The 14,189-nt window shown below is 70.9% G+C and carries 10 protein-coding genes; all 10 read left to right on the top strand.

Going from position 1 to position 14,189, the window contains the following annotated elements; genetic code table 11:
- Positions 1–94: 94 nt before the first annotated feature.
- Genes ACULPM_RS06445 through ACULPM_RS06400 form a run of 10 tightly spaced genes read left to right on the top strand, consistent with a single transcriptional unit; the run spans position 95 to position 14,063 of the window.
- On the top strand, positions 95–2,911 hold the full coding sequence (locus tag ACULPM_RS06445) for an ATP-binding protein (protein WP_445331348.1): 2,817 nt from the start codon (positions 95–97) through the stop codon (positions 2,909–2,911).
- Between the two features lies 1 nt (position 2,912).
- On the top strand, positions 2,913–3,383 hold the full coding sequence (locus tag ACULPM_RS06440; protein ID WP_445331347.1) for a hypothetical protein: 471 nt from the start codon (positions 2,913–2,915) through the stop codon (positions 3,381–3,383).
- 15 nt (positions 3,384–3,398) lie between these two features.
- Positions 3,399–5,438, top strand: coding sequence for a hypothetical protein (locus tag ACULPM_RS06435; RefSeq protein WP_445331346.1), 2,040 nt, complete (start codon positions 3,399–3,401; stop codon positions 5,436–5,438).
- A gap of 3 nt (positions 5,439–5,441) precedes the next feature.
- Positions 5,442–5,855: a hypothetical protein gene (locus ACULPM_RS06430; RefSeq protein WP_445331345.1), complete on the top strand. Its 414-nt coding sequence runs from the start codon at positions 5,442–5,444 to the stop codon at positions 5,853–5,855.
- A 1-nt stretch (position 5,856) separates the two neighbouring features.
- Positions 5,857–9,300, top strand: a complete 3,444-nt coding sequence (locus tag ACULPM_RS06425) for an FtsK/SpoIIIE domain-containing protein (protein ID WP_445331344.1) — start codon at positions 5,857–5,859, stop codon at positions 9,298–9,300.
- Positions 9,294–9,779 (top strand): hypothetical protein, encoded by a 486-nt coding sequence (locus ACULPM_RS06420; RefSeq protein ID WP_445331343.1) that lies wholly within the window; start codon positions 9,294–9,296, stop codon positions 9,777–9,779. The genes ACULPM_RS06425 and ACULPM_RS06420 overlap by 7 nt, the downstream gene beginning before the upstream one ends.
- Entirely contained in the window at positions 9,780–10,748 is a 969-nt protein-coding gene (locus ACULPM_RS06415; protein WP_445331342.1) for a hypothetical protein, read from the top strand.
- On the top strand, positions 10,745–11,278 hold the full coding sequence (locus ACULPM_RS06410) for a 4Fe-4S single cluster domain-containing protein (RefSeq protein ID WP_445331341.1): 534 nt from the start codon (positions 10,745–10,747) through the stop codon (positions 11,276–11,278). The genes ACULPM_RS06415 and ACULPM_RS06410 overlap by 4 nt, the downstream gene beginning before the upstream one ends.
- Positions 11,275–12,855, top strand: a complete 1,581-nt coding sequence (locus tag ACULPM_RS06405; protein WP_445331340.1) for a protein kinase domain-containing protein — start codon at positions 11,275–11,277, stop codon at positions 12,853–12,855. The genes ACULPM_RS06410 and ACULPM_RS06405 overlap by 4 nt, the downstream gene beginning before the upstream one ends.
- A complete protein-coding gene (locus tag ACULPM_RS06400; RefSeq protein ID WP_445331339.1) occupies positions 12,852–14,063 on the top strand; it encodes a hypothetical protein in 1,212 nt (403 codons plus the stop codon). The genes ACULPM_RS06405 and ACULPM_RS06400 overlap by 4 nt, the downstream gene beginning before the upstream one ends.
- The last annotated feature ends 126 nt before the right edge of the window (positions 14,064–14,189 follow it).

Below are 14,189 nucleotides of genomic sequence, written 5' to 3'. Positions count from 1 at the left end.
GCACCCCGGCTTCCTCAGGCTCTTTGCACGACGTCCCAACACGAGCCTCCACCTCTTCTACGCCTATGACCCGGGCTGTCCAGATGGTGGGCGCATGTCGGTCACCCTCGTCGTCGCCCAGGACGACGAGGGTGCTGTTGACCTTGGAGACGTCCGGCAGATTGTCCTCTCATCGCCAATCGCGAGTCTCTTTGACCTCAGGACGCGCTGCGCACGGGACGGGTCCGAGCTCATGCGTCCCGGGCAGCTGGTGAGCCTTATCGGTCCCTTTGAGCGCGACGATGGGTGTGGGTTGCCTACTCATCCGATGCGATTCAGCCACTTCGCGGCCCTCTCGAAGGGTTCAAAGTTCATGCGGACACAGGACAACGCGATTGGATACTTCACTGTTTCCAGCTACAAACCCAATGAGTCCTCGCGCCTCTATACGATGATGCACCTCATGCAGAACTTGAACCTGCCGGCGGTGCTGCGTGTCGACCTCTATCCGACCGAGCGCGCCCTGACGCTTCGCGACTCCCTGCCGCTCCGTGAGATTTGGCAGCAGGCCTCGCGCAGCGGCGGCGTGCGCGACTACGCTCTTGAGCTCGTCGAGAAGAGCTATGAGGACTTGCTGAGTTCGCTAGAGGGCTCACCGCTCTTCCACCTGAATGCGGTTGCCATGTCCCATGACGGAGAGGTGGCGCGCGCGCTGCTCGACGCCGCCGCCTCGGAGGCGGTGGAGACCGGCAGCCTCGATATTGCCGTCTACAAGGGTGAATTCGACGCGCTTTCACTGGTGGCCCCTCGTTCGGAGGGCGATGTGCTGTCGAGCGAGCTCGGCGAGAAGGTCGTTTTTCCGCGGCGCGCCGCGGCAACGGGAGCTCCGCAGAGCGGCTTCGTACAGGTGGACGCGCGCGCCCGCTCCTATGCCCAGTGCGACATCTGCAACCTCTTCACGCTCGAGGAGGCCGCCTGCCTTTTCCGCCTCCCCGCGCTCAACGAGGGTGAGGCTGTCCAGCTGCGCAAGGAGACCGCCCCCCGCCCGGTCTCGGGCACGGATGCCCTCCTACTCGGCACCGACGAGTTCGGCCAGCGCGCCTACTTCGAGCTCTCGAAGCTGAGTAAGCACGCGTTCGTCTCCGGCGTCCCTGGTTCCGGCAAGACCAACACCATGCTGCACATGGCTACGACGCTCGTGAACTGTGACGTGCCGATTCTCGTCCTTGAACCGGCCAAGCACGAGTACCGGGCGCTTCTGAACGCGCGCCTCTCCCAGGAGGTCAGGGTGTTCTCCCCCGGTGGGGAGCTCGCCTTCCCGCTACGCGTGAACCCATTCCAGATTCCCCACGGCGTGACTGTGGGCCACCACATCGGCCGGCTCTGCGCCGTCTTTGGTGCGTCGTTCCCGCTCGTCGAGTCGCTGCCGTTCATCCTGGACCGCTCGGTCGAGGCGATCTATGCCAAGCACGGATGGACCCCGAAGGACCGCTCGCTGCCCGGAGACCCCCGCGACTGGCCCACGCTCTCCGAGCTCTACGACCAGATGCGCGTGGAGATCGACCGAGAGTCCTACTCCGGCGAGGTGCGCGGCAACCTGAACGCCGCCCTGCGCATGCGCATCGGCGCCCTGCTGCGCCGCGAGCTCGGCGAGCTCTTCGACGTGCCGCGCTCGACCTTCGAACCGGGCGAGTGGCTCCACATGTCGGCCGTGGTGGAGCTCGAGGCGCTCGGCCGAAGCGAGGCGAACTTCCTCACGCTGCTCCTGCTCCTGCTCGTGCGCGAGAGCCTCATGGTCGACGCGGACTATACGGGCCCGCAGCCCGTGCGCCACGTGATTTTCATTGAGGAGGCCCACAACCTTGTGGCGCCCAAGGCCGAGGAGGTCTCGGGCGAGGATGCCGACCCCAAGCTCGCGGCGACGGCCTTCCTCTCGGACATGCTCCGCGAGGTGCGCGCCTACTCCGAGGGCATCGTCGTCGCCGACCAGCTGCCCACCGCGATTGCCCCCGAGGTCCTCAAGAACACCGGTCTCAAGGTCGCGCTGCGCATGACATCCGCGGACGACCGCCAGCTGCTCGGCTCGATGATGGCGGCGAGCGGCGTCCAGCTCGAGCGCATGGCCACGGCCGACCCCGGCGACGCTCTTGTCCTCTACGAGGGCCTGCAGCGGCCCTTCGAGATCCGCATGGCCGAGTGGCTTGGCACCCCCGGCACCCCCGAGTACGTCGCCGGGCGAGAAGAACGTGAGCTCGCGGCCACGTCGCTCCAGGCGGACCGGCTTGCGGAGCGCCTCGTTGGCGAGAGCGCGCCATGGTACCGGAGCCTGCGCTTCCAGGTCCCGCGCAACGACGCCGACGCGATGCGCGCGGCGATTGCCGACATCGACCGTCGCTTCTCCGGCGCGTTCGCTGCGCTCGCGCGCCTCGAGCGCGAGCTGCCCGACGCTGTGGGTGACAAGGACGCCCACCAACGGCTCTGTCGCGAGGTCGACGAGGCGATTCACGCCGACCTGAGGACGTGGCCGACGACCGAGGACGGGACCCCGCTCGCCCCGGACCTCTCGCCGGCGATGGACGCGCTCAACGCAGCGAAGGCCGCCTTCAACGAGCGTGCGCGCGGCTGGGCGGGGCTTCGGATGGAGCGCTTTGCCTCCTCCGGCGCGATTTCGCCCAAGGACATGTTCGAGGAGGGCGTCGACGCGGCGACCGTGTGCGCGATCTGGGAGTACTCGGACGTGACTGAGCTCTACGCTGAGCGAATGCTCGCGCTCACCGCCGGCGGGATGCAGCGCTTTGGCATGACGTACGCGCACCCGGGCGGTGCGCGGGAGTTCGACGAGCTACGCGAGGCCATGCGGACCTATGTCGGCGTGGCACGCGCCTCGCTCGCGACCATCGATCCGATGACACTGGAAGAAGGGGGAGAATGACATGCCCATCGAGCGAGTTCGTGAGGGGCTCGACGAGGCCCGCGACGCCATGCGCGAGGCCAACGACATCGGCGAAAAGATCGCCGAGTCCCGCGAGCGCCAGTCCCAGGCCCTCGAGAACGTTAGGCTCACGGAGGAGGGGGACCGCCAGGCCCTGAGCGAGGCGATCTCGGCCGCGCGCGCGGAGTCCGCGAGCGACTTCAACGACCGCGTGAACAAGGAGATCGAGTCCGAGTCGCGCACGAGCGAGGGACTGCAGTCCGAGGCGGCTGGCGAGGCGCGGGAGACGGGTGACGGCATTCGCAGCCTCGAGCAGGCGCGCGGCGTCGCCGAGTACGGCGCAAGCAGCATCGAGAAGGCCGCCGAGGGCGCGCGCGGCACCGTTGAGACCCTGCGCGAGCTGCAGGAGCGCGGGCGCGCCGAGGTCGAGGAGGCCCTCGGAACGGCCCGGGCGAACGAGGCGCGCCTCTAGCGCGCGAGGCCGGCAATGGGAGTCGAGGGAAAGCTCGAGCAGGCCGAGCGGCTCGTCAGCGAGATCGAAGAAGCGCAGCGCGACGTCTCGCGTCGCGAGCTCGAGCTCGCGGCCGCCCAGCGACAGGCCGCGGCCGCCCGCTCGCGCGCGGGGTCTGCCGACAAGGGCGAGGCGACGCGGGCGCGGGATGCGGCCCGCGAGGCCGACGCCGCGGCGAGCGCCGCCCGCGCGAGCCTCGAGCGGGCCCGTCGCAGGCTCGGGACCGCGCAGGCGGACCGCGAAGAGCTCGGTCGCGGCATGCGGCGCTACATCGCCGAGCAGAACCGGGCCACGCGCCAGCTGCGCGTGGCTATGGCGGCGGCCCCCTATGGCGGCGACCGCATCGGCGCCGCGCACAGGTCGGTGGCTGCCCACGCCCATATAGCCAACCGCGTGCTCGAGGTCCTCGGCATGGGCACCGAGCTAGTCGAGGAGGGCGACGACCTCCCGGCGCCAAGCCTCGTCGCGGGCGTAGGGGGTGCGGCCGGCGGAGGGGGCGTTGCGGCTGGATGCGGGGACGCCGCGCCCGCGTCCTCCTCGGCAGGCGTGCCCTATCGCACGCGCCGCGCGGATGGAGCGCCCCGCTCCGCGCTCGACGAGTGCGTCGAGCGGTTCCGTTTCGATCTTAGGGAGAGCTTCGGCTGGGCCGACCCGCCCGAGGGGATGCTCTACCCGCCGGAGGGGGCGCCGCTCGTGGGCTTCGACGAGCGCGAGCGCGCGCAGGGGACGCTCGACAAGTACGAGAACGAGCTCGGTGGCGCTCCGGGCTCTGAGGCAGTGATGAGGCGACTGCGCGAGGAGGCGGACCGGATGCTCGCGCCCGCCTCGCTCGACCAGCCCTACCGCTACGCCTTCCAGGGCTCGGCCGCCCCGCCCGATCAGCCGGAGCACTGCAACCCCTATCCCAGAGCGAACATTGAGGCCGCCTACCTCGTAGCTCGAAACAACTTTGGCTCGGGCTCGCCCGAGGCAACGGAGGCGGCGTGGCGCTACGCAGACACGCTCGAGCGGCAGGGCGCGGAGGCGCGCGATGTCGCGGAACACGCTCGGTCGCAGCGCGAGCACGCCGAGCGGGAATACTACGCCTTCTGCGACGCGCACGCCACCTCTGCGCTCACCGCGAGCGAGCGCCTCGAGCTCGAGCGCCTGGGAACTCGCCGTGACCAGACAGCCGCCCTCGAGCAATCGGCGGCGTTGCTCGGCGAGCAGGTCGCCCGGAGGCGCGCTGAGGTCACATCCGAGCTTGACCCCGAGAGTCGCACGACGTTCGTGGGCATCGGTGGGGCCACGGACTTCGAGGCGGCCTATGCCCCCTTCCTCACCCAGCCCCAAGGCTACGAGTACGACGACACGGGTGGCTGCTGCGGCATCGGCACGGTGACGGGCATGGTGAACGAGCAGACGGGCACGCGGTACGGCTGGGCCCACGGCATCTGCGAGTTTATCGTCCAGGACAAAGCGAGCTACGTTCCCATGGTGCAGATGCGTGAGTGCAACGGCGGCACCTCCCCAGAGCGCCGCTGCGAGATGCTCGAACGCCATGGGCTCGAGGCTCACAACTGCACCTTCGGGTGCTTCTCGAAGAGCTCCGACGTGATGAGTCTGGACGACCTTCTCGAGCTACGCCAGGAGGGCTACTCGGTGGGCCTTGCCCTCAAGGCTCAGGACCTGCTGGGGCCCACGATATCGCCGAGGCTTACGAGTACTGACGGCAAGGGCTGGCAGAGCTCGTGGCGGCGCAACCACAGCGTTACGGTCGCGGGCGTTTCGGTGGATCGCTCGGGGCGCCCGACGGGGGTCTGGATCAATGACACCGGCGGCTGGTCGAGGGGGGTTGGCCTCAGGACAAACCGGATCTTCGTCAGCAGGGAACGCTATGAGGCCATGGTGGCGAGCACCGAGAACCTTTCGGTAGAGTGGGCGCGCCCCAGGCGCGGGACGGGCGGCGATGATGACGGCACCCCGCCCGCGCGGAAGGTCAAGAAGCTCGTTCGCGAGCCCGTGAGGAGGAGATAGCCGATGGAGGTTGCAGACATCATCGAGGCGGTGGGACCGATTGCCGTCGACACGCTCGAATCTTCCCTTCCCGTGCCGCTCAGGCCGGGGCGCTGGCGGGTGCTCTGGCTCCAGTACGCGTCCTGGGAGGACGAAAAGGGCGAGCACTGCCGCGTGTTCGACGCCTGCCTGATCGACGCCGCGGGCGAGCGCCTGCGAGCGGACGTGGGGGCGGACGTCCTTCTCCCCAAGGGGGATGGGCCCGCGGCCCTCGTCAACGAGGCATTGCCTGACTACCTTGGCTGGGTCGCGCGGGTCGCGACCGACGGCACGGCAGGGATGGACGAGGCGCTGGCGAGGTCGGGGACGGAGCGGCTGCGACCGCTCTATGAGGTTGCGCTCGCAGCCTGCGAGCGCGCGGCGGGAGAGAGGGGATAGCATGGCGGGAGGTTTTGGCTCGGCGCAGGAGGACTACCTTGCGCTCTCGAGCAACCTCAAGCTCACGGGCGTTGTGAACAGCTGCGCCGACCTGATTCGCGTGATCGCGAGCGACGGCCTGGGCCCGCGGACGGCGCCCGAGGCGCTTGCCGCGCTCGACCGGCTCGCCGAGGCGGCCGACCACGACCTCAGGAAGGGCGACGAGCTGCGCGACAGGTGCCTGGAGCGCATCGATGAGCTGGCCAGGCAGAGCGCCGCGGCCGCGAAGAGCGCCTACGACGAGAAATGCAGTGCCGCCGAGGCAGCGCTCAGCCGCGACCGCGCTGAGGCAGAGCAGGAGGCGCACCGCCTCGAGACGAGCATCGAGACCGAGAAGGGCGCGCTCGAGCTTGCCGGCAAGCTGGGGGACGCCCGCCGGCAGGCGCGGGCGCAAGAGCGCGTGGACTACCTCCTGGGTGCGAAGGCCACGCTCGGGCAGGACGTGGCCGCCGCCGTGAAGCGCTGCGAGAACCGCAAGCGCGAGGCCGGGAACGAGAAGACCTCACGGCTTGCGGAGGCCAACAAGGCCGCGCACGCCGCGCGCGAGGAGTGCCAACGTCTCCATGACGGCTACGAGGTGCGTGTCGCGCGCATGTGCGACGCCCCCGTGGCCGGCCTCGTGCCGCGTGCGGCCTACGAGGCCGCCCTCCAGGCGGAGAGGGACATGAAGTCCGACCTGAGGAACCCCACGTTGCGCGACGTCGCGGGTTACAGCCGCCCGCCGCTCTTCCTCTTGGGCTCAGTGTACGTGCCGGCCGCGCTCAAGACCGCCTACGGCGGACGCACCGTCTTCGATCGCGTGCTGCCCGAGGCCGTCTGTCCGTCGCCCGCGGGGGAGTTGGCCGTACGCCTGCCGCTCGTGTGCGACCTCGCGGAGGGCCTGCGGCTCGTGCTCAAGATGGTTGACGAGGAGACCATCCGCATGGTCCTGCGCTCGCTCACGATGCGCCTCCTGCTCGCTTACCCGCCGACGACGCTCAACGTCGCCCTCTTCGACCCGCGGCGCAACGGCGAGACCTTCGCCGGCCTGCGCAGCATCGTCGACCTCGCCCACGAGAACATCCTGCCGGACGTCGTGGTGAGCGCCAAGGAACTCACCGCGCGCCTGCAGAGCCTGCGCCTGCGCATGGCCCAGCACATCGGCAACTACAGCGACCCGCTGCGCGACGGCTTCTTCGCGCACCAGGCGGTCCAGGCGATCATCGTGAACGACTTCCCCTACGGCTTTGACGAGACGTCGCTCTCCGAGCTCGCCAAGATCTGCCAGAGCGGGACGAGGCTAGGAACCATCGTCATCGTGTCCGTGAACGCCAACTATGTCGGGAAGCTCAAGGACAATGCCGACTTCAAGAGCATCGTTGGCGACCGGCGCGCAATGGTACTCTCGGGCAGCGGCAACTGGCTCGAGCGGACGGGCACGCGCCTCTACGTGCGGATCGGCGAGGTCAAGGAGGTGTGCGCCGCCGAGGAGCGGGTGCTCGATACCCTGAAGGAGAAGATTGCAGAATCGAAAGGGCGGATCTACTCGTTTGACGAGATGACGGGCGAGAAGGACGACGCGAGCTCCTGGCTCCACGAAAGCGCGATCGGGGGCGTTGGGATCCCGATCGGCCTCACGGGCGGCAACCAGCTCGCGCGCGTGACCGTTGGCCAGCCCGGCGGCAGCGTCCACCATGGCCTCATCGGCGGCACGACGGGCGCGGGAAAGAGCTCGCTGTTCCACACGATGATCATGAGCGTGCTGCGCGGCTACCCCGCCAGCGAGGTCCAGCTCGTCCTCATCGACTTCAAGGAGGGCGACGAGTTCGCGCCCTTCGCCCGCTGGAACATCCCCTCCTTGCGCTCGGTCACCGTGACCACCAAGCCCGAGCTGGCGCTCGCCGCCCTTGAGGACGTCTCGAGCGAGTGGGACTATCGCGCGAGCCTGCGCATGGACGACTACGACGACTGGCGTCGCGAGCATCCCGACGAGTTCATGCCCCGCATCATCGTGGTCTTTGACGAGGTGCAGGAGATTCTCTCCGATTTCTCCACGCCGCCCGAGATCCGCGACCGCTGCCTAGCGATCGTCGCGCGCCTCACGCGCCAGGGGCGCAGCCACGGCATCCACCTCTTCCTGGCGTCGCAGTCCTTCGGCAACCTCGGCCCAATCATGGAGCTCGCGGACAACATGCAGTGCCGCATTGCGCTCAAGCCCGGAACGGGCCTGCTCAAGAGCGACGAGGCGCTCGTGAACGCGCAGGCAGGCGCCGCCATCTTCAACGAGCACGGCGGGTCGACCAGCGAGGGCAACCAGCTCATCCAAGTCGCGCTGCTCGACAAGGACGACGAGGACAGTACCCTGGGGCGGCTCGAGGCAATCTATGCCGACCCGAGCGTGCGGGCGACCCTGCCCGAGGAGAGCACGCGCCTCTACTACTCCTCGCTCGGCGACAACCTGCGCCACCCCTTCAACCTGCTCCTGGCCGGCTCGCTTCCGCGCCGCCACGAGGACTCGTGCCCGATCGTGACTCCGGGGCTCATCCTCTCGGAGCCGGGGGTGGAGGACGCCTACACGCTCACCGGCGAGCCCTGCGACGTGCCGCTCGCGCGCAACCTGCTCCTGGTGAGCCCCGACGCGGGCGCCGCCTCTCGCGTGCTCGTGAACATTGCGCTGTCACTGGGCATTGATGACCTCGGGCGCCAGAGCGGGGGACTCTACGGGAGCGACCGCGTGGTCCTCGCGACCTTCGAGTCGCGGCGGAGCCGCGCGCGGGCGGCCCGGAGGGAGGAAGGTCGCGGCATCGGGCTCGCGGACCTCGACGTCCTGCCATACGTCGAGCGCGTGTCCGGGACTGTGTTTGACTTCACGGATGGGGCTGAGCGGACGCCCTTCGAGCGGGCGGTCGACGAGCTCCATGAGACGCTCTGCCGGCGCAAGGAGCGGGGCTTTGACGGGCGCGGCTGCTACGTGCTCGTGATCTGCGACCTTGCGGCGGCCTCTGGGGCGCTCGGGGTCGACCTCCAGGCGCTCGGGGGGGCGCTCGCGCCGACGCTGCTCGAGAAGGTCCAGGACATCATCCACGACGGCCCGGCTCGCGGCATCCAGACCATCGTGTGGACCTCCGCCGCCTCCGACGTTGAGGGCGTGCTCGGGCACGGCGGGCGCGCCGTGGGCCTGCGGCAGTTCGGGGTCCGCATCGCCTTCGGGTGCGATGGCGACGAGCTGCTCGCGCTCACGGGCGTCTCGGCGCCGCCCACTACGCCGGGGGCACTGACGCTGCTCGACGGCTCGGACGGGAGCCGCCTGTACGTGGCGCCGATCGACCTGCCACGCGCCCAGCCGCGCGAGTGGCTCGGCAGCTTCGCGAGCGAGTGCGAGCGGGCCCGCGAGGCGCGCTCCGCCCAGGGTCCGAGCCCATGGTGACGCCCGAGCAGCTGAGCGCCGCGGCCTATGAGGTGGTCGCGATCCGCACGGGCGACGGCCGCGTGGCGGAGGCCGCGCGCCGCCGCGCCCGCGCGCTCGGCGCGCGGCCCCTACCGACCGCGGCGCACCGCGGAGCGACCGCCTCGCGGGCCCTGCACGAGGCGAGGGCAGCGCTCGAGTCAGCCGAGTTCTCGCTCTCGAGCATGGACGAGCGGCTCGCCACTCTTCTCGCAAGTCCCTCCTGCGCGAGCGAGGCTCGGGTGCTCTCCGCAGCGTCCCGCATGCGCGAGGCGCGGCACCTCGCCGGCTCAGGGGACGAGGGCGGGGCCTCCGAGCTCGCGGTCTCGGCGCTCGGCGAGCTCTCGTCGGCGCTCTCGGCGGACCCGTCGAACCGCGAGGGTCTCGCCCTGCTCGACCAGATCGAGGAGCTGACCGGCTACGAGCGGCTGACGGACGAGGTGAGGAGGGCGATGGGCTAGATGGGCCAGGGCTTGGAAGAGAGGGAGCGCCGTCGCGCTCTCGCGTTCGTGCGGGCGCTCGCGCGCCGCGTGCCGCTGGACCGCCCGAGTGTCGAGAGGGCCCAAGCCCTGGTGGGCGCCGACGCGTCCGTGACGCGCGCAGCAGCGCTGCTCGCCCCCGGGAGGCTCTGGGCGCTCACCGCGGCGGGCGAGGGCCAGCTCGCACGCCTGCGCACCGCCTACGGCGAGGCACTCGACTTCTCCTGCCCGGCCGCACGGGCCTTCTCGGACCTAGACGACGCGCTCGCCGACGTCGACGCCTCGCTCGTGCGTTCCTCTAGTGTCCTGACAGGCGAGGGCGACGGGCCGGCGGACCTCGTGACGGGGGACGGGCGGGACGTGTCCGCACGCCTCGCGCTCGAGCACCTCTCGGCGCTGTGCTACGTGGTCGCCGCGCTCTACGGGGTCGGGGCGCTCGCCCCCCTCGCCGGCATTCGACTGCGGCAGGGCGAGGGCGCGGCCGAGCTCGACGCCGTTGCCGCACGGCTCGCCGAGCGCGCTGCCGCCACCGACCCACTCGACTGCTGGACCATCATGCGCTACCCTGAGGGCGGGGTCGTGATGCCGGCCGCGGAGGGCTTTGTCCTCGATTGGTCCCCGCTGCCGCTCGACGCGCTTGATCGCGCCCATGACCTGCGCCGCGTTGCCCCGATGCTCTCCGTCGCGCGCGGGCGCGGAGCGCTGGTGGTCATGGCGGGGCGGGGAAACGTCGTGGGGACTGACCCGCTCGACTCGGTCAAGCTGAGGGACGCAGGCGTGGTGAGCTCGCTCTCTCCCTCCGCATTTGTGGGACGCCCCTTCGACATCGCGCGGCCGGTGGCCTCGCTGCGCGCCGCGCTCGGAGGAGACGCCTTCTGTCTGCCGCCCGAGGAGCTGGCGCGCGCACTCGACCGCAGGTCCCACCTTCTCGCGGCGGGGAGGCTGTCATGAAGGTCCGCTATGTGTGCTATCCCGTGAAGACGCTCGGGCCAGGGAACCGCCTCGGCATCTGGGTTGCCGGATGCGCGCGGCGCTGCCTCGGGTGCATGAGCCCGGAGCTGAGGGACGCCCGACCCTCGGACGAGGTTGCCGTGAGCGAGCTGCTCGCCTCGGTCCGCGCGCGCCGTGAGCGCTACGACGGCGTCACCATATCCGGTGGCGAGCCCTTTGACCAGCCCGAGGAGCTCGCCGAGCTCGTGGGCGGCCTGCGGGGGTCGTGCGGCCACGTCCTCGTCTACACGGGCTACCTCCTGGAGGAGCTGCGCGCCGATCCTCGCCGAGCCGCCGCGCTCGAGGGCATAGACGTGCTGGTGGATGGCCCCTACGAGCGCGCGCTGGACGACGGGCACGGCATACGCGGCTCCTCGAACCAGCGCGTCTGGCGCCTTGGCGGCGACGACGGCTTTGACTACGAGGGCGTCGAGCGCCGGGCGCAGACCTTTGTGTTCGGCGACAGCGTCATCATTGCGGGGCTCGCATGAGCGCGGCTGACCTCAGGGAGCGCCGCGACGCGGCGACGGTAGACCCCTCCCGTCTCGAGGGGACGCTCGACCCGGCCGTCAGCGCGGGCGCGCGAGCCCCCGTCGCGCCGGGGACGTTCGTAGGAGACTGGCGCATAGGCCGTGAACTCGCGTCCGGCTCGCAGGCCGAGCTCTACGAGGCGAGCTCGGGCGCGCGGACCGGCGTGCTCAAGCTCTACCACCCGGGGTTCCGCCCGGTGCCCGGTGTCCTTCTCGCCCAAGAGGCGGGGGAGGGGCACCACCTCGTCCCGCTCTGGGAGAGCGGGACGTGGCAGGGCCGTCACTTCGAGGCGTTCCCGCGCTTGGGAGGCGCAACGCTCCGGGAGGTCGTAGAGGCGGGCTGTTCGGACGAGGCCTTCGTGCGCCAGGTCCTGCTCCCGCAGCTCGCCGACGCTCTCGCGTTTCTGCGCGAGCGTGGCATCGTGCACGGCGACCTTGCGCCCGGTAACGTCCTTGTCTCCGATGGACTCTCCGAGGTGTGGCTCGCTGACTTCGGGGTGGCGCTCTCCGTGCCGCCACCCGGAACGCTCGTGCGCGCGCGGGGGACCGCCGGCTTCAGGCCGCGCGCCTTCGAGCGCGACGGCCTCACGGAGATCGGCGATGGCTACGACTACGGGTCTCTCGCCCTGCTCGTGGCGTACTCGCTTCTGCGCGTCTCACCCGTCGCGCGGCTAGGGAGGGAGGAGGCAGCGCGCTCCCTCGCGGACGGGACGGCCTTCGCCTCGCTCCCCGCGGACCTTCGCTCCCTCTGCACGGCGCTCGCCGGGCCGCTCGGCGGTGCGGCGGACGGCGACGCGATCGTCGCGCGCTTCCTCCCCGAGCGCGTCCCGGTCTCGCCCGCCCCGAGCTCCCCTGCCACCGTGCGCCGCCCCTGCTCCATCGAGCTCGTCGGGTGTGACGGAAGCGTGGTTGTGGCGAACTCGGCGCGCGAGCTCCTGGAAGAAGCCGAGCGCAACTGGGGCGCGGCGCGCCACCTGATGGGCACCCCCTCGCTCGATCGGTTCCTGGAGACGGTTGAGGGCGGCGAGGAAGTCGCGCGGGCCATAGCGGGAGCGCGCCGGGAGGGGCCGGACGCGCAGGTCCTGCTCATGTGCGCGACGCTCAGGCGCCTGCTCGACGGGCCCGGGCTCACCCAGATCGTGTGGCGCGGGGAGCGCTACGATGACCTCGTGGCGCTCGTGCGTGCCGCCGTGGACCCATCCTCGACCGCAGCCTCGTTCCTCACGGGCGACCTCCTGCCCACCTACTGCGCTGCCGTGGGGCTCGACGGGGAGGTGGTCCGTGAGGCGCGACGGATTTCGCGGGCGCCAGGCGGGCCGGCCGCCGTCGCGAGCGCGGCGCTCTCCGCCTTTACTGGGGAGCGGCACGACCTTGTGATCGACGGGCGCGTCGTGAGGAGTTCGGCCGACCTCGCACGCTGGGCGCTCTCGGCCGGCCTCGAGCGCGTCTCCGCCCTCGTTGAGGGGGATGAGCTGCGCGGCTGGCTCTTTGCGCGCGGCCTTGATGACGTCTACAGGGAGGTTGACTCGATTAGATGAGCATGCGGACGCTGATTCACGTGATGCCGCCCGACATCTACCACAGGCTGGGCCTCTCGGGCATGGAGCTGGCGAGAAGCGCGGTAGACATCCGCGAGCGCCTCGTGAGCGAGGGACGCTGGGAGGAGCTAACGCGCTACGAGCGGGACTACGTGCGCGCGATCCAGGAGGGCCTGGACGAGGTGGACGCCCTGCGACAGCAGGTCCTAGCCCGGGCGACGGCCGCGCACGAGGAAGTGGCGGCGCCGTCAGCAACGGTCGAGGACTCCGGCCTGGGCAAGGTCTCCGCAGCGGGCGTGACCGCCGACGGCGAGGAGGTCCTGCGCGCGGCGACGGCGGCGAACCTTGGTGCGGCCCCGGCGGCAGACGAGGGAGACGCGCCGGTCAGCTTCGCGGGGCGGCTCGTGCGCCAGGAGCCGCGCCCCGAGCGTACGCTCGAGGGCTACCTGGCGTCGGCGCGCGGGCGCGTGGCAGCGCTGACCCCCCTCTCCGACGAGGAGCGGGCCCGTGTGGCAGAGGTGACGCGCACTCTGGACGAGCTGGAGGGCAGCGCGCTCGGTGTCGACGACGCGCGTCGAATCGCGGAGGGCGGCCTCGCGCGGCTCGAGCGCGATCTCTCCGAGGGGGGAGACCAGCGCGCTGGTGTGCTCGCGGCCTACCTTGCGCTCTGCCAGGCGCTCGGCGAGCGGCCGGCGCAGATGGGCTTCTCCCGCGCCCAGGCCGAGGCCGAGCGTCTCACGCGCGTCCTCGCGGAGCGCAGGGCTCGCCGGGTCGTGGCCGAGAAGGTCGCGCGCGCTCTCGAGCGCTCCGGGCTCTCGGACCAGGGTCAGATCGTGCTCGACGGCGCCGAGCGGCGGCTGCTCGTCGCCGAGGGCGAGCGGGAGTGCGCGCTCGCGCTTTCCGAGGACGGCGCCGGGAGCTTCGTGCTCACGACCGTCGCGAGCGCGGACGCCCGCACCGCCGGCCAGGAGCGCCGCGCGCGCATGGAGGCCTCGGCGCGGCGGCTCTGCTCGACCAAGCGCCGGCGCCTGCTCGAGGAACTCGAGGCAGAGGGGCTCGTCGCCTCCGTGCGCGAGGACGAGGAGATCGACCCCGGAAGTATCTCCTACTGCGCCGAGTTCGCGCGCCTCGAGCTCGACCGCGGCCGCGCGGAGCGCCCCGGGGGCGCGCTGGCAGGTCGCACTCTGACGGTGGGAGGTGAGGCGTGATGGCGGAGTTCGAGCGCGCATGCAGCGTCTGTGGCCACGTTCACGTGGGGCCACGCGCGGCACTCGCACGGCTCTCCACATGCGAGGCGTGCGGCGCGCAGCTCCCTCAGGGCATGCGGGTTCACT

The sequence above is a fragment of the Thermophilibacter sp. ZX-H3 genome (genome assembly GCF_052599055.1).
The sequence above is the reverse complement of the archived record's forward strand: the minus strand, read 5'-3'. Positions and strand labels throughout refer to the sequence as shown.